The sequence below is a fragment of the Paracoccus sp. SSK6 genome (assembly GCF_039770665.1).
GTDB lineage: Bacteria > Pseudomonadota > Alphaproteobacteria > Rhodobacterales > Rhodobacteraceae > Paracoccus.
Window position 1 is genome coordinate 36,756 of the sequence record NZ_JBDPNJ010000018.1, and the last position, 18,739, is coordinate 55,494.

The window sequence follows — 18,739 nt, forward strand, 5'->3', positions numbered from 1 at the left end:
CTGTTTAGACAGGCTGCGATACACAGTTGATCATGCCCGCGAAAAATCCCCGATTCATCCACCTGCGCACCCATTCCGAACATTCGTTGCTGGAAGGCGCCATTCCCGTGGGCAAGCTGCCGGGCCTGGCAGCGGATGCCGGGATGCCCGCCGTCGCGCTGACCGACACCAACGCGATGTTCGCGGCGCTGGAATTCAGCGTGAAGGCGACGGACAAGGGCGTCCAGCCGATCATCGGCTGCCAGATGACCCTGCAACTGCCCGATGCCCTGGGCGGGCTGACGGGGCCGGTGGTCCTGCTGGCGCAGAATCAGGCGGGCTGGCTGAACCTGATGGGGCTGTCCACCTGCCTTTACCTGCGCGACGGCGGCGCGCTGCCGCATGTGACCGTCGATGAGCTGTGCGAGAGGGCCGAGGGGCTGATCTGCCTGACCGGCGGTCCGACCGGGCCGCTGGGCTGCCTGATCGCACAAGGCGCGCGCGACAAGGCGGCGACCCTGGCCGACCGGCTGGCCGCCGCCTTTCCGACGCGGCTTTATGTCGAATTGCAGCGCCATCCCGGCGAGAACGGGCAATTGATGCCTGCCGAGGCCGCGTCCGAGGAAGGGCTGATCGATCTGGCCTATGCTAAGGGCCTGCCCCTGGTTGCCACGAATGATGTCTATTTCCCGAAAGCCGACATGTTCGAGGCGCATGACGCGCTGATCTGCATCGCGGAAAAGGCCTATGTGGACCAGTCCCAGCCCCGCCGCCGCCTGACGCCGCAGCATTACTTCAAGTCGGCCGAGGAAATGGCCGTGCTGTTCGCCGACCTGCCCGAGGCGCTGGAAAACACCGTCGAGATCGCCCGCCGCTGCGCCTTTGCGGTCAGCAAGCACAAGCCGATCCTGCCGCGCTTTGCCGATGATGAGGTCAGCGAATTGCGCCGCCAGGCCCGCGAGGGGCTGGAGCGGCGGCTGGCTGTCATCCCGCACGCCGTCAGCGTCGAGGAATACCACGCCCGCCTGGAGTTCGAGCTTGGCATCATCGAGCAGATGGGCTTTCCCGGCTATTTCCTGATCGTGGCCGACTTCATCGGCTGGGCCAAGCAGCACGACATTCCGGTGGGGCCGGGCCGGGGGTCGGGGGCGGGGTCGCTGGTGGCCTATGCGCTGACCATCACCGACCTCGATCCGCTGCGCTACAGCCTGCTGTTCGAACGCTTCCTGAACCCGGAACGCGTCTCGATGCCGGATTTCGACATCGACTTCTGCATGGACCGGCGCGAGGAAGTAATCCGCTATGTCCAGGGGAAATACGGGGCCGAGAAGGTGGGCCAGATCATCACCTTCGGCGCGCTTCTGTCCAAGGCCGCCGTGCGCGACGTGGGCCGCGTCTTGCAGATGCCCTTCGGCCAGGTGGACCGCCTGTCCAAGATGATCCCGGTCGAGGGCGTCAAGCCCGTCAGCATCGCCAAGGCCCGCGCCGACGAGCCCCGCCTGCGCGAAGCCGCCAAGGAGGAGGTCGTCAAGCGCCTGCTGGACTATGCCGAGCAGTTGGAGGGACTGTATCGCAACGCATCGACCCATGCCGCAGGCGTGGTGATCGGCGACCGGCCATTGGACCGGCTGGTGCCGCTGTATCGCGATCCGGCGTCCGACATGCCGGCCACGCAGTTCAACATGAAATGGGTCGAGCAGGCCGGACTGGTGAAGTTCGACTTCCTGGGCCTCAAGACGCTGACGGTGATCCAGAACGCCGTGGACCTGATCAACGGCGGCGGGCGCCCGCTGCATGTCGCGGCCGACGGGCGCAAGCTTTACGATCCAGCGCCGGGCACGGAAAACCAGATCAACCTGATCCCGCTGGACGACAAGGCGACATACGACCTGTTCGCCAGCGCCAAGACGGTGGCGGTGTTCCAGGTGGAATCCAGCGGCATGATGGACGCCCTGCGCCGCATGCGTCCCACCTGCATCGAGGATATCGTGGCGCTTGTCGCGCTGTACCGTCCCGGCCCGATGGAGAACATTCCGACCTATTGCGAGGTCAAGAACGGGCTGCGCGATCTGGAGTCGATCCATCCCTCCATCGACCATATCCTGGCCGAGACGCAGGGCATCATCGTCTATCAGGAACAGGTGATGCAGATCGCGCAGGTCATGGCGGGATACAGCCTGGGCGGCGCGGACCTGCTGCGCCGTGCGATGGGCAAGAAGATCGCCAGCGAGATGGCCAAGGAACGCCCGAAATTCGTCGATGGCGCGGTGGCGAACGGCGTCGATGCCAAGAAGGCGGGCGAGGTCTTCGACCTGCTGGAGAAATTCGCCAACTACGGCTTCAACAAGTCGCACGCGGCGGCCTATGCGGTCGTCAGCTATCAGACGGCATGGCTGAAGGCGAACCACCCGGTCGAGTTCATGGCCGCGGTGATGAACTGCGACATCCACCTGACCGACAAGCTGGCCATCTACAAGCGCGAATGCGACCGCATGGGCATCGCCATCGTGCCGCCCTGCGTCAACCGCTCCGCCCCCACCTTCAGCGTGCGCGAAGGCCGCATCCATTACGCCCTGGGCGCGCTGAAGGGCGTGGGCGTGGAGGCGATGAAGCTGATCCAGGACGCGCGGGGCGACACGCCCTTCCGCGACATCCACGATTTCGCCCGCCGCGTGGACATGAAGCGCGTGGGCAAGCGCCCGCTGGAAATGCTGGCCCGCGCCGGGGCCTTCGACGTGCTGGACGACAACCGCGCCCGCGTGGTCAAGGGCCTGGACGCGCTTTGCGCCTGGTCGGCGGCGGTGCAGGAACAGGCGGCCTCCAGCCAGACATCGCTGTTCGGCGGGGGCGAGGATCTGCCGCCGCCCCGCGCGCCCATCGCGGGCGTCTGGCTGCCCACCGAGAAGCTGGCCGAGGAACACAAGGCCGTCGGCTTCTATCTCTCCGGCCACCCGCTGGACGACTACCTGCCTGCGCTCAAGCGCAAGAAGGTGCAGACCCTGGCCGAGATCAGCCAGGAGGCCCTAGGCGGCCCGCTGGTCGCCAGCATCGCAGGCACGGTCGCCGCGCGGATGGAGCGCAAGTCCGCCAAGGGCACGCCCTATGCCTTTGTCAGCCTGTCCGACCCGACCGGGCTTTACGAGGTCACGGTCTTCTCCGACCTGCTGACCGCCTCCCGCGATCGGCTGGAACCGGGGCAGAACGTGGTGTTGCAGGTCAAGGTGGAGCCCTCGGGCGACGGGGTGAAGATGCTGGCGAACTCCGTCTCGGGGATGGAGGATGTGGTGGCCGATGCGGGCGCGGGCTGCCTTGCGGTGGAGATGCAGGGCACCGACACCATCCCGCGCCTGGCCGAGACGCTGGCCCGCATCCGCACCGAAATCACCGTCCCCGCGCGCAGCCGCGGCCCCGTCCTGCTGCGGATCCGCGAAGGAGACGAGGTGATCGAGATCGAGGTTGCGAACGACGCCCCCCTGACCACCCCCGCTCGGCAGGCCCTGCGCGCGGTGCCCGGCGTCCTGGACGTGCTTGAGGAATAGGTTTTCCCCTGTTCAAATGTTCGCCTTTCGTGCTAGTCCTTCGAAAAAGCGAAAGGGGCAGGCAATGCGCGTCCTGGGCATTGATCCGGGTCTGAGGAACATGGGCTGGGGCGTGATCTCGGTTGACGGATCGCGCCTGCGCCATGTGGCGAACGGGGTGATCCAGACGACCGAGGGCGATCTGGGCGCGCGGCTGTCGCAGCTTTATCGCGGCCTGTGTGCGGTGATCGCGGCCCATGCGCCCGATGCGGCGGCGGTGGAACAGACCTTCGTGAACAAGGACGCGGTCGGCACGCTGAAGCTGGGACAGGCGCGCGGCATCGCCCTGCTGGCCCCGGCGGAAGCCGGGCTGACGGTCGGCGAATACGCCCCGAATGCGGTCAAGAAGACCGTGGTGGGCGTGGGCCATGCGGGCAAGGAGCAGGTGCAGCACATGGTCAAGGTCCAGCTTCCCGGCGTCACCTTTGATAGCGCCGACGCGGCCGATGCGCTTGCCATTGCCATCTGCCATGCCCGGCACCTGCAAGGCCGGACGCTCCGCATCGTGGAGCGGTCGGCATGATCGGCCGCATCGCCGGGATCATCCTGCACCGGGCCCGCGACCATGTCCTGATCGATGTGCGGGGCGTGGGCTATATCGTCCATGTCAGCGAACGCACCGCCGCAAGTCTGCCGCCCGTGGGGCAGGCGGTCGCGCTTTATACCGACCTGATGGTGCGCGAGGATCTGCTGCAACTGTTCGGCTTCCCGTCCATGTTGGAAAAGGAATGGCACCGGCTGCTGACGGGGGTGCAGGGCGTGGGGGCCAAGGTGTCGCTGGCGATCCTGGGCACACTGGGGCCCGAGGGATTGGCGCGGTCCATTGCGCTTGGCGACTGGGCCTCGGTCCGCAAGGCGCAGGGCGTGGGGCCGAAGCTGGCGCAGCGGGTGGTGCTGGAACTCAAGGACAAGGCCCCTTCGGTCATGGCGCTCGGCGCGACGCTGAGCGTGGACATGGGCGTCCCCCTGGTCGAAGCCGATACGGCTGTCATCGAAGCTGCCCCGGTTCCCGCATCCGCGCCCGCCACGCCCTCCAATGCGGCGCTTGCCGCCCAGGCAACGGCGGATGCCCTGTCCGCGCTGACCAATCTGGGCTACGCTGCCAGCGAAGCCGCGCAAGCCGTGGCCGAGGCGCAGGCGCGGGAACCCACGGCCCAAACCTCCGCGTTGATCCGCGCGGCGCTGCGTCTTCTGGCGCCGAAGGAGTAAGGGGGCGCTGATGCACGGGAACGCCAAGGTCTTCATCCTGATGGCCGGCATGACCGGTCTGGTCATGGCGCTTGGCTGGATGCTGGGCGGGCAGGGCGGCGCGCTGATCGCGCTGCTGCTGGCCGGGGGCATGAACTTCTTTTCCTGGTGGAACAGCGACAAGATGGTGCTGCGCCAGCAGGGTGCGATTGAACTGACTCCTCAGGAGGGCGGCGATCTTTACGCGCTGACGGCCGAACTGGCGCGGCGCGCGGATCTGCCGGTGCCCCGGTTATATCTGCTGCCGACCGAACAGCCCAATGCCTTTGCCACCGGCCGCAATCCCGAAAACGCCGCCGTGGCGGTGACGCAGGGCCTTGTCCGCAGCCTGTCGCGGGACGAGATCGCAGGCGTGATCGCCCATGAACTGGCCCATATCAAGCATCGCGACACGCTGACCATGACCGTCACGGCGACCATGGCGGGGGCCATTGCGATGATGGGCAACATGATGATGTTCACCGGCGGGCGCGACGAACGGGGCGGCGGCCTAGGCGCGATCCTGGCGATGATCTTCGCCCCCTTGGCCGCGATGATGGTGCAGATGGCGATTTCCCGCGCGCGGGAGTTCGAGGCCGATGCGACCGGCGCGCAGATCTGCGGCCAGCCGCAGGCGCTGGCTTCGGCCCTTGCGAAGATCTCGCAGATGGCGGGGCGCACGCTGAACATCCCGGCGGAACGCAATCCGGCGGCGGCGTCGATGTTCATCATCAACCCGCTGAACGGGCTGCGCATGGATCGCCTGTTCGCCACCCACCCCGCGACCGAGGATCGCATCGCCCGTCTGATGGCGATGACCGGCAATCGTGGCTTTGCGCCTGAACGCCCCTCGCCCATCCCACGCAGCGGCGGGCGCAGCGACGGACCTTGGAGGCGGGGATGATCCAGCCAGACCCCACCCTGCGCGCCGCACCCATGGACAGCGACTCCGAGGACCGCGCCCTGCGCCCGCAGATGCTGTCCGAATTCGTGGGCCAGGCCGAGGCGCGCGCCAACCTCCGCGTTTTCATCGAAAGCGCCAAGATGCGCGGCAAGGCGATGGACCACACGCTGTTCTTCGGCCCGCCGGGCCTGGGCAAGACCACGCTGGCTCAGATCATGGCGCGCGAACTGGGCGTGAACTTCCGCATGACCTCTGGCCCCGTGCTGGCACGGGCGGGGGATCTGGCGGCGATCCTCACGAACCTCGAAGCCCGCGACGTGCTGTTCATCGACGAGATCCACCGCATGAACCCGGCCGTCGAGGAGATCCTCTATCCCGCGATGGAGGATTTCGAGTTGGATTTGGTGATCGGCGAGGGGCCCGCCGCGCGGACCGTGCGAATCGAGTTACAGCCCTTCACGCTGGTGGGGGCGACAACCCGGCTTGGCCTGCTGACCACACCCCTGCGGGACCGCTTCGGCATCCCGACGCGGCTAGAATTCTATACCATTGCCGAACTGGACCTGATCGTGCAGCGCGGCGCCCGGCTGATGGGCATCGACGCCGATCCCGAGGGCACGCGAGAAATCGCCCGCCGCGCCCGCGGCACCCCTCGCATCGCGGGGCGCCTGCTGCGCCGGGTGGTGGACTTCGCCCTGGTCGAAGGCGACGGTCGCCTGACGCGCCAGATTGCCGATGCTGCGCTGACGCGCCTTGGCGTGGACGACATGGGCCTGGACGGCGCCGACCGGCGTTACCTGATGCAGATGGCGGAGCATTACGGGGGTGGTCCGGTGGGGGTGGAAACGCTCTCCGCCGCTCTCTCCGAAAGCCGCGATGCCATCGAGGAAGTGATCGAGCCTTACCTGCTGCAACAGGGCCTGATCGCCCGCACCCCACGCGGGCGGCAATTGACGGCGGGCGCCTGGCGGCATCTGGGCCTTGCGGCGCCGTCTGCGCCTTCGCAAGGCACTCTGTTCGACGGCTGATGCCGCAGGGGGCGCTGCCCCCGTCGCGCGTGCCGCGCGCCTCCCCCGTTTGTGGTCCAATGCAGGAATGAAGAACGCTCCATCCCGCGAAGGATGGAGCGCCTGTTTCGGCCACGGTCATCGGCGTCCCCACCTGTACCGTGCGTTCAGATTGCCATCGGATGATTAAGAAACAATGAAGGCGCCTGCTTCGGACAAAAATATCCCACGGGGTGAGACGCACCCGGATAGGAGGCGGATCAGAAAAAGGTCCAGTGGACCTTTTTCCCGCCGGATGGGTCCGGTGGACCTTTTTCAGCGGCGAACGCCTGCCGCCATGCGGCAAGCAGGGGTGTGAAACCCCCGGCGCTCGCCCTTAAGGGGTCAAGCCTTCGGGGTCGGGCAGGCCATTCGCGCGGGCGGTCGCGGTCAGCGTATTGGCCAGCAGGCAGGCGATGGTCATGGGGCCGACGCCGCCCGGCACCGGAGTGATCACGCCCGCGATCTGGCTGGCAGTGTCGAAATCGACATCGCCCACCAGACCGTCATCGGTGCGGTTGATGCCCACGTCGATTACCGTCGCGCCCGGCTTGATCCAGTCGCCCTTCACGAATTGCGCGCGACCCACGGCGGCGACGATGATGTCGGCCTGACGGCACAGATCGGCCAGGTTGGCGGTCCGTGAATGGGCCACCGTCACCGTTGCGCTGTCGCGCAGCAGAAGCTGGGCCATCGGTTTGCCGACGATATTGCTGCGCCCGATCACAAGGGCGTTCTTGCCCGCCAGATCGCCCAGGTGATCGCGCAGCAGCATCAGGCAGCCCAGCGGCGTGCAGGGGACCATGGCTTTTTGCCCCGTCGCCAGCCGCCCGGCGTTCAGGATGTGAAAGCCGTCCACGTCCTTGGCCGGGGCGATGGCGTTGATGACGGCAGCCTCGTCCATGTGCTTGGGCAAAGGCAGCTGCACCAGGATGCCGTTGACCGCCGCGTCGGCATTCAGGCGGTCGATCAGCGCCAGCAGGTCGGCCTGTGGCGTCTCGACGGGCAACCGATGCTCATAGGAATTCATGCCGACCTCGCGGGTCATCCGGCCCTTGGAGCGGACATAAACCTGGCTCGCCGGATCCTCGCCCACCAGCACCACGGCCAGGCCGGGCGTGATGCCTTGGGCCTTCATCGCCGCAACTTCGGTCGCGATGCGGGCGCGCAGGCTGGCGGCAAAAGCCTTGCCGTCGATCAAGGTTGCGGTCATGGGCGTTGTTACTGTCACGGGCGGTCTCCGTTCAGATAGCGGTCTTCCTGCGCAATGGCGGCTTCGACCAGTTGCCGCCAGATATCCATGATCAGCGCGGGATCCAGCCCGCGCGATGCGGCGTGGCGGCCCACATTTGCGACCACCTCCTCGACCCGGTCGTCGATACGGGCAGGCAGGCCGACCTGTTCCTTGATCCGGGCGGCGCGCGCGATCAGCGCGTGGCGCTGTGCCAGAAGGGCGACCAGCTGTTCGTCAACCGCGTCGATATGGGCGCGCAGCGTCGCCATGTCCGGGATGTCGTCGATCTGCATCGGACCCTCCATTCGCTGGCAGGGGGATGCACCGGACGGCCCGAAGGCGCAAGGCCAAAGAAAAACCCCGGCGCGGGTGGCCGGGGTTCGTGGGCGTCATGCCGGGGCGGGGTCGCCGCCGGGGGCGGGCTTGCCCGCCTTGGGGATCGCCGTGACCGCCGGGATCAGGCTGCCCGGCGTGTCGTCGTCGCCGCCCAACGGTTCGCCCCGCAGCACCTTGCCGATCTCCTCGCCTGTCAGGGTCTCGTATTCCAGCAGGCCTTGGGCCAGCCGCTCGAACTCGGCTTCCTTTTCGATCAGGATGCGGCGGGCCTCCTGATAGCCTTCCTCGATCAGGTCGCGGACTTCCTGCTCGATCAGTTCCTTCGTCGCGGCCGAGATCGAGAAGCCCCCGGTCGAGCCGTTATAGCCCTCATGCGCCTCGGCATAGTCGATATTGCCGACCTTGTCGGACATGCCCCACCGCATCACCATGGCGCGGGCCAGCTGGCTGGCCTGCTGGATGTCGCCTGCGGGGCCGTTCGACACGCCTTCCTCGCCATACTTGATGATCTCGGCGGCCTTGCCCGCCATGGTCATCGCCAGCTTCTGCTTGGCCTCGTCCTTGTGGAAGTTCAGGCGGTCCATTTCGGGCAGGGAGACCACCATCCCCAACGCGCCGCCGCGCGGGATGATCGTGGCCTTGTAGACCGGATCACACTTGGGCAGCGACAGGCCGACCACGGCGTGACCGGCTTCGTGATAGGCGGTCTTTTCCTTCTGCTCGGGCGTCAGGACCATGCTGCGGCGTTCCACGCCCAGCATGACCTTGTCCTTGGCATTCTCGAAATCTTCCATGCTGACGAAGCGGCGGCCGATGCGGGCGGCCATCAGGGCGGCCTCGTTCACCAGGTTCATCAGGTCCGCGCCCGAAAAGCCCGGTGTGCCGCGCGCGATGATTCGCAGGTCCACGTCGGGGCCGACCGGAACCTTGCGGGCATGGACGGACAGGATCTTCTCGCGCCCCTTGATGTCGGGGTTCGGCACATGGATCTGGCGGTCGAAGCGGCCGGGGCGCAGCAGGGCGGGGTCAAGGACATCGCGGCGGTTGGTCGCGGCGACGATGATGATGCCCTCATTGGCCTCGAACCCGTCCATTTCGACCAGAAGCTGGTTCAGCGTCTGTTCGCGTTCGTCATTGCCGCCGCCGATGCCCACGCCGCGCGCGCGGCCCACGGCGTCGATCTCGTCGATGAAGACGATGCAGGGGGCGGATTTCTTGGCCTGCTCGAACATGTCGCGGACGCGGGATGCGCCGACGCCCACGAACATTTCAACAAAGTCCGAACCCGAGATGGTGAAGAAGGGCACGCCAGCCTCACCCGCGATGGCGCGGGCCAGCAAGGTTTTACCCGTGCCCGGAGGGCCGACGAGCAGCGCGCCCTTCGGGATCTTGCCGCCCAGGCGGCTGAACTTCTGCGGGTTGCGCAGGAACTCGACAATCTCCTCAAGCTCTTCCTTGGCCTCGTCGATGCCCGCCACGTCGTCAAAGGTGACGCGGCCGTGCTTTTCGGTCAGCAGCTTGGCGCGCGACTTGCCAAAGCCCATGGCGCCGCCCTTGCCGCCCCCCTGCATCCGGTTCATGAAGAAGATCCAGACGCCGATCAGCAGGATGAAGGGCAGCCAGACGCCCAAGAGCGACATGAAGCCCGACTGCTGCTGGCGGACGACCTTCACATCGACGTTCTTGGCGATCAGGCGGTCGGCAATATCCTCGCCCTGCGGGCGGACGGTGGCATACTGGTTGCCGTCCGTGCCGGTGATCCCCAACTCCTCGCCATCGATGGTGACGGCGGAAACCTGGCCGTTGTCCACGCGTTGGATGAAGTCGGAATAGCTGATCTGCCGGCTGTTCATGGTCGTGGCGCCGTCGCTGAACAGGTTGAACAGCGCCAGGATCATCAGAAACAGGACGACCCAGAAGGCGAGGTTTCGTGCGTTGCCCAAAGCGGGACCTCCGGCGAATATCGGTTTGTCCTGAAAATAGGGATTATCGGCGCGTGTTCAATGCGCCATTACCAGCCTGTGAAAATCCGCCGCCCCGCGCAGGGGTCGCAGATCATAGGGGACCGTCGCGCGGATCAACGGCGCGGCGACCAGTTGGTCCCCTTCCCACACAGCGGGGGTGGCGGCGGCTTCGTCCCGACCAAGGCCCGACAGACGCCATCTGACATGCGCAAGTTCCGTCATGCCAAGCGCCGCGACATGCTGTCCGGGCTTCAACCCGCTGATTTTCCAGCGATTGTCCCAAGTGCCGTTCTGGCTGTCGGGCGCGCGCAGGGCCGCCGCAGCCTCGCGGAACAGGCGGATATGGTCGCCCGCGGGCTCGATCAGGGCGCCGTCCAGGGTGACGCGGTGGCCTGTCGCGATCGCGTTCAGCGCGTGCAGCACCGTGTTGCGGCGCGGCGGATAGTCCGCCCCGGTGATCCAGCGGCAGGCCGCGACGATCAGGCGGCGGCGAATTTCGGGCGGGGCGTCGCCATAGGCGCGGCGGGGCAGGGTCAGGCTGCCGTTCTGGACCGTCGCGTCGCGGGCGACATGGGCGGCATAATGCGACAATGCGTCGCGCGCCTCGCCGATGTGGCTGGCCGCGCGGGCGAGGGCAGGGACATCCAGTCCCATGGCGCCGATCGCCTTGCGGATGCGGATGCGGTCGAAATCCTCGTTCTCGTTGCTGGGGTCGTCGGTCCAGGCAATGCCGCGCGCCGCCAGCCATTCGCGCAATTCCTGTCGCCCCGCGCCCAGCATCGGGCGCAGCCAGCGGATGCCAAAGGCGTCGCGCCATTCCGCCATGGCTGCCAACCCGTCGATCCCCGACCCACGCGCCAGCCGCATCAGCAGCGTTTCCGCCTGGTCGTCGGCGGTATGGCCCAGCAGGACGACGGAGAGTTCATTGCGCTGCGCCCAGCCGGACAGCAGCCGCAGCCGGGCATCGCGCGCGCTGGCCATCAGGTTCCCGGCCTCGGTCCCACGCTGCCACAGCAGGGTGGCATGGGGCAGGCCAAGCGCGCGAGCGGCGCGGGACACCTGCCGCGCCTCGGCCGCGCTTTCAGGGCGCAAGCCGTGATCGACCGTCGCCACCATGATCCTGCGCCCGCGCGCCCAGTCCGCCGCCATGTGCATCAAGGCCATCGAATCGCCCCCGCCGGACACGGCAATGCCAAGCGCGGGCATGTCGGCGGCCAGCCGATCCAGCGCGGCATGGATGCGGAAAGCCAGATCGCTGGGGGAAGGCGCCATCGGCTTACTGGTGTTCGGCCAGATCGGCCTCGGCTTCCACCGCGCTGTCGGCCGCAAGGCCAAGGTCGTTGCTGCTGCAGGCAAGGCGGCTCAGGCGCGTCTCGGCCTTGGCGGCGGCGGGCGTGCCGGGAAAGCGGGCCGGGATTTCGGCCAGATACAGGCAGGCGGCGGTCGGATCGCCGTTCTCCGCAATGACGCGGGCAATGCCCAGCAGGCTTTCGGCGGCGCGCGGCCCGTCGGGATCGGCGGCAAAGCCTTCCAGCCAGGCCGCCGCCGCGCCCTTGCCATCGCCCGCGCTGTCCAGCGCGGCACCGCGCAGGAACAGCGCCTCGGCGGTCAGGGCGCCGCCCGCATGGGCTTCGGCCACGGCGCCGAACATGTCGGCCGCGCGGCGGAAATCGCCGCTGGCCATGACCTGCTGGGCCGCGTCGAAATCGGCCTGTTCACCGGCGGCCACGGGCTTCGCGCCCCCGCCCGCCTGCGGCGTGGCGGGGCCAAGGTTCGGGACGGGGCTGCCGCTGCGGCCCAGATCCAGCATCGTCAGGGCGGCCAGGTCGCAGCCCTCGTCCATCTCGCACAGGCGGAATTCGATATCGGCGATGCGGCGGCTGCCATCGGCCACGATCCGGTCGATGCGATTCTGCATCTGCTCGGTCCGGTCGGTCAGCCGGGCCAGCCGCTGTTCCATCGCGTTCATGCGGTCGATGGCCGCATCCCCGCCCGCCGCCTGGAACCCCGCCGCGCCCGAGGCGACCAGTTCCGACCGCAGCACCTGCAACTGGCCGCGCAGCGCCGTCAGCTCAGTGCGCAGATCGGCCAGCGTCGGTTCCTGCGCGGCGACAGGCATTGCCACCGTCACCGCCAGAACGGCTGCGGCAATGGCGCGCCGGATCACGATCCTGCCCCGGCGGGACTGACCACCGTCACGGCACGGCGGTTCTTGGCATAGCAGGCCTCGTCCGAGCAGACCTCGCGTGGGCGTTCCTTGCCGAAGCTCAGCGTGCGGACCCGGTCCGACGCGACGCCCTGGGCGATCAGGTATTCCTGGACGGCACTGGCGCGGCGCGCGCCAAGGGCAAGGTTGTATTCGCGGGTGCCGGTTTCCTCGGCATGGCCCTGGACCACGGCGTTGAAATTGCTATGCGTGTTCAGCCACTGGGCCTGGCGGGCCAGGATGCCGCGCGCCTCGGCCGTCAGCGCCGTCTGGTTGGCGGCGAACAGCACGGTGTTGCCGACCGTATCGTTGAAATACTGCGCCGTCGCCTCGGCCCCCAGGGTGCCGCCCGCCAGGTTGCCCTGGTACAGCGCCCCGCCCGCCGCATTGGCATAGGGATCGACTACGGCAGACTGCGTGACCGGCGGCGCGGGCTGCGCGCAGGCGGCAAGGGTCAGCAGCAGGGCGGCGGCAGCGGGTTTCTTCCAGACGATCATCGGCTTATCCTTCCGGCGCGCGTGTCTCAGGGCATCAACGGTCCCCAAGAGGGATCCGAGGCGGCAAAGTCAAGGCTCAGCGGTCGCATATTCCGCCCGGTGATGTCCACCGAATGCAGGCGCGGCTGGCCATTCCCGCCCGGCGTGACCCGCGTGAACATCACCACGCGGCCATTGGGGGCCCAGGTCGGGGACTCGTCAAGGAAAGATTCGGTCAGGGTCTTTTCCGCAGATCCGTCGGTACGCATGGTGGCGATGTGGAAGCGGTCGCCCACCTGCTTGGTGAAGGCGATCAGGTCGCCCTTGGGGGACCAGGCGGGTGATCCATAGCGCCCGTCACCAAAGCTGATCCGCGTCGGCTCTCCCCCGCCCAAGCCCACGATATACAGCTGCGGATTGCCGGAGCGGTCGGATTCGAACACGATCCGCTGCCCGTCCGGGCTGAACGATGGCGCCGTATCGATGGCGGGCGACTGCACCAGCGGCCGCTGCGCGCCCGACGCCGCGTCCATCAGCCAGATGTCGGTATTGCCGCCCTGTTCGCGGGAATAGACGATCCAGCGCCCGTCGGGGCTGAAGCGCGGCGAAAAGGCCATGCTGTTCGCATCCTGCGTCATCGCGCGGGAGGTGACGGTCGCCACCTCCATCACCCGGATCTGCGGGAAGCCGCTGTCGAAGCTGGTATAAACCAGCCGCCGCCCGTCGCGCGAGAACTGCGGGGCCAGCACCAGGGACGAACTGTCGGTCATCCACAGGATGTTCTGACCGTCATAATCCATCACGCCGATGCGCTTGATCCGCGCATCCTTCGGCCCCGTTTCCTGCACGAAGGCCACGCGGCTGTCGAAATAGGGCTGTTCCCCGGTCAGGCGGGCATAGATCTGGTCGGCTATCTTGTGGGCCGCGCGGCGCCAGTCGCTGGCGCGGGCGTCGAACTGCATCCCGTCGCCCTGCGCCTGGCCCGCGTAGACGTCGAACAGCCGGAACTTGACGCTGATGGCATCGCCCGCCTGCGTCACCTCGGCCGAGACGAGCGCTTGCGCGCTGACCGCCCGCCAGTCCTCATAGGCGATGGCCTCGCCAAAGCTGCCCGGCGCTGCGGCCGCGTTTGCGGCGATTTCGCGGAACAGCCCGGTGCCCGTCAGGTCGGCGGCCACCACGTCGCGGATTTTCTGGGCCACCGCCGCGTCGCCGTGAAAGGCCGGGATGGCAATGGCCATCGGTTCGGTCACGCCGTCGGTGATCTCGATCTTCAGGGGGCCGTCCTGCGCCAGGGCGGGCAGGGCAGGGGCTGCTGCGGCGGCAAGCGCCATCGACAGGGTCCAGGTCAGCGTCCGAAGCATCATATCCTCATCACCTTTTCGACAGGGCCGGATCGGCCCCGGCCTCAGTCAAATCCGATCCCGTCGGGGCGAAATTCCACCACGACATCGCGCCAACGGCTGTATTTGTCCATGGGCAGGGGAAAGCCCGCGCCCCCGCACATCATGATCGCGCGCCGCGCGACCTCGAAGGCGTGCTGCGCGCCGCCTTCCGATCCGCCCCGGTAATCGGCGATCCGCAGGCTGGCCTCGATCGGCCTGCCATCGGCGGTCATGCTGAAGCCGACTGACACCGACATCCGCTGCGCCTCGACCGACAGTGCGCCTTCGTTCCAGCATCGGCGCAGGGCAGCGCGGAAGGCATCCTTTTCGGCCAGCGACAGCGGTTCGGCCTGGGACAGACTGGACATGTCGATGCCGCCATCCAGCGGCAGCGGACGCATGGGCGAAGGCGCAAGCTGCATCGGTTCCACGAAGCCGCCTTGCGCGGCATCCGTGCCGTCCGCCGCCCCGGAACCCGACATGGCGCCTGCCAAGGCCGCCGCCAGCGGATCCTGCGCGGCCGAGGCGCCCGCTCCACCCTCGATCATCTGGCTGTTGCCGCCCTGTGCATCCCCGGTCGAGGCCGTGTCCGTTCCCTCCGCCCCGGCACTGCCGTTCTGCGCATCGCGCAGCGCGTCTTCCAAGGCCTGCTGGCGGGCAGCCTCGGCCTCGCGCTCGGCAGCCTCGGCTGCGGCGGCTTCGCGTTCGGCGGCCTCCCGCTCGGCGGCGGCGCGGCGTTCCTCGGCTTCACGCTCGGCGGCCTCTGCGGCGGCGCGGCGTTCCTCCTCGGCCTTGCGTTCGGCCTCTGCTGCCCTGCGTTCTTTCTCCGCACGACGTTCTTCTTCGGCCTGCCGTTCAGCCTTGGCGCGACGCTCTTCCTCGGCCTTGCGCTCGGCTTCCCGCGCTTCGGCCTCGCGGCGTTCGGCCTCGGCCCGCTCGCGTTCCGCCGCTTCTTCGGCTTCACGCTCGGCAGCGGCGCGGCGTTCCTCCTCGGCCCGGCGCTCGGCCTCTGCCTCGCGGCGCTCTTTCTCGGCACGCGCCTCGGCCTGCCGACGTTCCTCGGCCTCGCGCTCGGCGCGTTCGGCGGCTTCGCGACGTTCCTGCGCCTCGCGCCGCTCCTCGGCGGCCTGACGTTCTTCCGCTTCGGCTTCCCGCTCCGCCTCAGCTTTGCGTTCTGCTTCGGCCCGGCGCTCCGCCTCGGCCTGACGCTCTGCTTCCGCCTGCCGCTCGGCCCGTTCCGCCGCAGCCCGATCCGCCCGGCGGGCTTCCTCGGCTGCCTCCCGCTCGGCAGTCAAGCGGCGTTCCTCGGCTTCGGCTGCTGCTGCCGCTGCTTCCTTGGCTGCGCGCGCGGCCTCTGCTGCTGCCTGGCGCTCGGCCTCCTGCCGGGCCAGGCGGGCATTGCGGCGCTCGACCAGGCCTTCGGGCCGAAGCCGGGGCAAGGCCGAGCGGTCCAGCGCCAGTTCAGACCGCGGCGCGACCGGCTGCGCGTCCTGATCGGCGGCTGGCGCCGCAGGCCGGGCAGGCTGCGCGTCGGTCCGGGCCGGTCCCCCGCCGGCAGGCGCCAACGGGGCCGCATCCTCCGCCGTCTGGTTTCCGGCCGGGGCGCCAAGATCGGTTGCGACCGCGACCTGATCGGGACGGGCGAAATCGGAGAGGTCCGGCCGTGCCTCGGCCGCGTCCGGCTGCGCCAGATCCTGTGCCGCATCCTCGGCATCGGGACGGCTGGCGGCTGCGGGCGCCTGTGCGGCATCCTTGTCGGCCGAAGGCGCGGGCATGGTCGCCACCGCCGTCGCGTCCCGCCCGACCGGACCGGCCCCGCGCGATGCGGCGGCAAGCGCCTCGAACTCGGCCCCGCTGATCGTGGCAACCTGCGTCGTGCGCAGGGGCGTCGAAGGCTGCGGGCGGAAGAACACGCCCCCCAGGATCGCCCAGAGGATCAGCGCCCCATGCGCCGATCCCGAAACCCACCAACCGATGCGGCCCTCGCGGTCCTCCATCGCCTTATCCGTCCATCCTCGGGCCGCCGGTATCCGTCACCAGCACGATGTCGGAGAGCCCCGCCGCGTTCAGCGCCCCCATCACCTGCACCACGCGGGCATAGGGGATCGCGCCGTCCGCGCGCAGGAAGACCCGCTGACTTTCGCGGCTGGCCAGGATCTCGCGCAGGCGGGTGACGATCTGGTCCTGCGCCACCGGCGCGTCCATCAGCGTCACATCGCCATTGGCGGGGATCGAGATGACCAGCGGCTCCTCGGGTTCCGTGGGCACGGCGGTCGCGGCGGTCTGGGGCAGGTTCAGCGGCACGCCCGCCGTCATCAGCGGCGCGGCCACCATGAAGATGATCAGAAGCACCAGCATCACGTCCACGAAGGGCGTGACGTTGATTTCGGACATCGGCGCGTTGCGGCGGCGACCCCGGCCCTTGCGGCTGACCCGTTTGACGACGGCGGCGGACATCGCTTACGCCTCGTCCATCTGGCGCGACAGCAGGGTCGAGAACTCGTCGGCAAACGCCTCCCAGTTTCCCGTCACGCGCTCGGCGTCGCCCGACAGCTTGTTGTAGAAGACGACCGCCGGGATGGCGGCCAGCAGGCCCAGGGCGGTCGCCAGCAGCGCCTCGGCAATGCCCGGCGCCACGACGGCCAGGCTGGTGTCCTGGGACATCGCGATGCCTTCGAAGGCGGTCTTGATGCCCCAGACGGTGCCGAACAGCCCGATGAAGGGCGCGGTGGATCCCACCGTCGCCAGGAAGGACAACCCGCGGAACAGCCGCGATTCTTCCCGCTGGATCGCGACGTTCATGGCGCGGTCGATGCGGGCGGGGCCGCCGGGGATCAGCGCCCCGTCGTCGCGGTGGCTGCGGCGCCATTCGGTCATGCCTGCCGCGAAGATGCGCTCGGACGCGCCCGAGGGGCGTTCGCCCAGCCGGTCATACAGGTCGTCCAGCGGCTCCCCGGACCAGAAGCTGCGGTCGAAGCGCGCGGCCTCGCGCCGGGCCTGCGCAAAGACCAGGAACTTCTGGACGATGATCGCCCAGGCCCAGACTGAGGCGACGATCAGCAGCACCATCACCACCTGCACCGTCAGCGAGGCGCGCGCGAACAGCGCCATCAGCGAGAAATCAATGGCCTGGGCGGCCTGGATCGGTTCCATCGTCACTGCCTTTTCGTCGTGATCCATTGCGGACCTGACCGGCTTGCGGTCGGTTTGCGGGCCTTCTAGCGCCTTCCTAGCAAAGGTTGCAGCCCCCTGCCGCAACACAATGCCGTCACTTTCAGACAGTGCGGCCCTTGTGCCTCACCCGGCAGCCAAGGCTTCCGCCAGACCCTTGGGCAGCCGCACGGGACGCCCGCTGCCGTCCAGGCAGGCCAGCGTCACGCGCGCCGCGAACAGCGCCGCATCATCGCGCCGGACGGTTTGGTCCAGCACGATCCGCGCGGCTGTCGCCTGCACCAGGGCCGTTTCGACGGACAGCAGGTCATCAAAGCGGGCGGGGCGCAGGTAATCGGCCTCGATCCGGCGGACGGCGAAGACATGGCCGCTGTTCTCTTTCATCGCGGCCTGGTCGATGCCCAGGTCGCGCAGCCATTCCGACCGCCCGCGTTCGATGAACTTCAAATAGTTCGCGTAATAGACGATCCCGGCAAGGTCGGTGTCTTCGTAGTAAACACGGACGGCAAGGCTGTGCATCACAGACCCCCCATCCGCGCGGCCAGCCGCAGGGCATGGGCCGGATCTCTGGCCGCGACGGGCAGGACCGGGTCATAGGCCGCCCGGATCAGCGCCGCCATGGGGGCAGATGGCGTGATGTCCTGCGTGAAGGTCAGGGCGCAGCGCATGAACAGCGCCTCGGCCAGTTGCGCGGGATGGCTGTCGGCAAGCGCGCCGCCCATGCGCAGGAACCCCAGGCAGGCGCGGATGCCGCCATCCGCGTCAAAGCGGAACATGCGGTACTGGTCGGCCCCCGCGCGGGCCAGCCGGTCGCCCAGGCCGGGCGCATCGGTCAGCCGGTCCAGATCGGGAATGTCCGCCAGATCCGGCCAATCGCGGACGAAGAACAGCATCAGGTTCGCGCCCATGTCCGGGTCGGTTTCGGCCAAGGGATGGCCCGCATGGGCAAAGCCCGCCCGGATCGCGCCGCGAAAGATGTCCAGGCTTTCGTCGGCCAGGCCGAAGATGACCGGCGCCACCGGGCGTCCCCAGCGGGCGCACAGGAACGTCCCGTCGGACCGCGTGAACAATGCGGCGATGTCATCGGCGTTCATGCCCCGTCCCTTCACCTTTGCCCAAATATCCTGGGGGGAGTCGCCGAAACGGCGGCGGGGGGCAAAGCCCCCCCCCGGCAATTCCCCCCCGCGCAGCATTTTACGAAACGATTGTCGCCCCCGTTTCCCTTCGCCGTTC

Annotated in this window: 17 protein-coding genes; 5 read left to right on the forward strand and 12 right to left on the reverse strand. The window is 68.3% G+C overall.

Going from position 1 to position 18,739, the window contains the following annotated elements:
- Positions 1 to 32: 32 nt before the first annotated feature.
- The 5 genes from dnaE to ruvB all read left to right on the forward strand — a co-directional run bounded on the left by dnaE (position 33) and on the right by ruvB (position 6,716).
- Positions 33 to 3,518 (forward strand): DNA polymerase III subunit alpha, encoded by a 3,486-nt coding sequence (gene dnaE / locus AAIL68_RS12350; RefSeq protein WP_347140082.1) that lies wholly within the window; start codon positions 33 to 35, stop codon positions 3,516 to 3,518.
- A 64-nt stretch (positions 3,519 to 3,582) separates the two neighbouring features.
- The gene (gene ruvC / locus AAIL68_RS12355) at positions 3,583 to 4,080 is read left to right on the forward strand and encodes a crossover junction endodeoxyribonuclease RuvC (protein WP_347140083.1); all 498 of its coding nucleotides are present in this window, start codon (positions 3,583 to 3,585) and stop codon (positions 4,078 to 4,080) included.
- Positions 4,077 to 4,766, forward strand: coding sequence for a Holliday junction branch migration protein RuvA (gene ruvA, locus AAIL68_RS12360; protein ID WP_347140084.1), 690 nt, complete (start codon positions 4,077 to 4,079; stop codon positions 4,764 to 4,766). The genes ruvC and ruvA overlap by 4 nt, the downstream gene beginning before the upstream one ends.
- A gap of 10 nt (positions 4,767 to 4,776) precedes the next feature.
- Complete coding sequence (gene htpX / locus AAIL68_RS12365) at positions 4,777 to 5,688, forward strand: zinc metalloprotease HtpX (RefSeq protein ID WP_347140085.1); 912 nt, start codon at positions 4,777 to 4,779, stop codon at positions 5,686 to 5,688.
- Positions 5,685 to 6,716, forward strand: coding sequence for a Holliday junction branch migration DNA helicase RuvB (ruvB, locus tag AAIL68_RS12370; RefSeq protein ID WP_347140086.1), 1,032 nt, complete (start codon positions 5,685 to 5,687; stop codon positions 6,714 to 6,716). The genes htpX and ruvB overlap by 4 nt, the downstream gene beginning before the upstream one ends.
- Positions 6,717 to 7,071: 355 nt before the next feature.
- On the opposite strand, the gene folD is transcribed toward ruvB, so the two are convergent.
- The 12 genes from folD to AAIL68_RS12430 all read right to left on the reverse strand — a co-directional run bounded on the left by folD (position 7,072) and on the right by AAIL68_RS12430 (position 18,600).
- Positions 7,072 to 7,947 carry a bifunctional methylenetetrahydrofolate dehydrogenase/methenyltetrahydrofolate cyclohydrolase FolD gene (folD, locus tag AAIL68_RS12375; protein ID WP_347140087.1) on the reverse strand — a complete coding sequence of 292 codons (876 nt, stop codon included), beginning with the start codon at positions 7,945 to 7,947 and terminating at the stop codon, positions 7,072 to 7,074.
- A 14-nt stretch (positions 7,948 to 7,961) separates the two neighbouring features.
- Positions 7,962 to 8,261 (reverse strand): chorismate mutase, encoded by a 300-nt coding sequence (locus AAIL68_RS12380; protein ID WP_347140088.1) that lies wholly within the window; start codon positions 8,259 to 8,261, stop codon positions 7,962 to 7,964.
- Positions 8,262 to 8,357: 96 nt separating this feature from the next.
- Positions 8,358 to 10,247 carry an ATP-dependent zinc metalloprotease FtsH gene (ftsH, locus tag AAIL68_RS12385; RefSeq protein ID WP_347140089.1) on the reverse strand — a complete coding sequence of 630 codons (1,890 nt, stop codon included), beginning with the start codon at positions 10,245 to 10,247 and terminating at the stop codon, positions 8,358 to 8,360.
- 57 nt (positions 10,248 to 10,304) lie between these two features.
- The gene (tilS, locus tag AAIL68_RS12390) at positions 10,305 to 11,540 is read right to left on the reverse strand and encodes a tRNA lysidine(34) synthetase TilS (RefSeq protein ID WP_347140090.1); all 1,236 of its coding nucleotides are present in this window, start codon (positions 11,538 to 11,540) and stop codon (positions 10,305 to 10,307) included.
- Between the two features lie 4 nt (positions 11,541 to 11,544).
- On the reverse strand, positions 11,545 to 12,435 hold the full coding sequence (locus AAIL68_RS12395) for a tetratricopeptide repeat protein (protein WP_347140091.1): 891 nt from the start codon (positions 12,433 to 12,435) through the stop codon (positions 11,545 to 11,547).
- Positions 12,432 to 12,971, reverse strand: coding sequence for a peptidoglycan-associated lipoprotein Pal (gene pal / locus AAIL68_RS12400; protein WP_347140092.1), 540 nt, complete (start codon positions 12,969 to 12,971; stop codon positions 12,432 to 12,434). Before pal ends, AAIL68_RS12395 begins: the two co-directional genes overlap by 4 nt.
- A gap of 26 nt (positions 12,972 to 12,997) precedes the next feature.
- Entirely contained in the window at positions 12,998 to 14,314 is a 1,317-nt protein-coding gene (tolB, locus tag AAIL68_RS12405) for a Tol-Pal system beta propeller repeat protein TolB (RefSeq protein WP_347140099.1), read from the reverse strand.
- Positions 14,315 to 14,358: 44 nt separating this feature from the next.
- Positions 14,359 to 16,332, reverse strand: coding sequence for a hypothetical protein (locus AAIL68_RS12410; RefSeq protein WP_347140093.1), 1,974 nt, complete (start codon positions 16,330 to 16,332; stop codon positions 14,359 to 14,361).
- A 4-nt stretch (positions 16,333 to 16,336) separates the two neighbouring features.
- The gene (locus AAIL68_RS12415) at positions 16,337 to 16,792 is read right to left on the reverse strand and encodes an ExbD/TolR family protein (RefSeq protein WP_347140094.1); all 456 of its coding nucleotides are present in this window, start codon (positions 16,790 to 16,792) and stop codon (positions 16,337 to 16,339) included.
- A gap of 3 nt (positions 16,793 to 16,795) precedes the next feature.
- Positions 16,796 to 17,488 carry a protein TolQ gene (tolQ, locus tag AAIL68_RS12420; protein WP_347140095.1) on the reverse strand — a complete coding sequence of 231 codons (693 nt, stop codon included), beginning with the start codon at positions 17,486 to 17,488 and terminating at the stop codon, positions 16,796 to 16,798.
- 144 nt (positions 17,489 to 17,632) lie between these two features.
- A complete protein-coding gene (ybgC, locus tag AAIL68_RS12425; protein ID WP_347140096.1) occupies positions 17,633 to 18,028 on the reverse strand; it encodes a tol-pal system-associated acyl-CoA thioesterase in 396 nt (131 codons plus the stop codon).
- Positions 18,025 to 18,600 (reverse strand): hypothetical protein, encoded by a 576-nt coding sequence (locus AAIL68_RS12430; protein WP_347140097.1) that lies wholly within the window; start codon positions 18,598 to 18,600, stop codon positions 18,025 to 18,027. Before AAIL68_RS12430 ends, ybgC begins: the two co-directional genes overlap by 4 nt.
- Between the last annotated feature and the right edge of the window lie 139 nt (positions 18,601 to 18,739).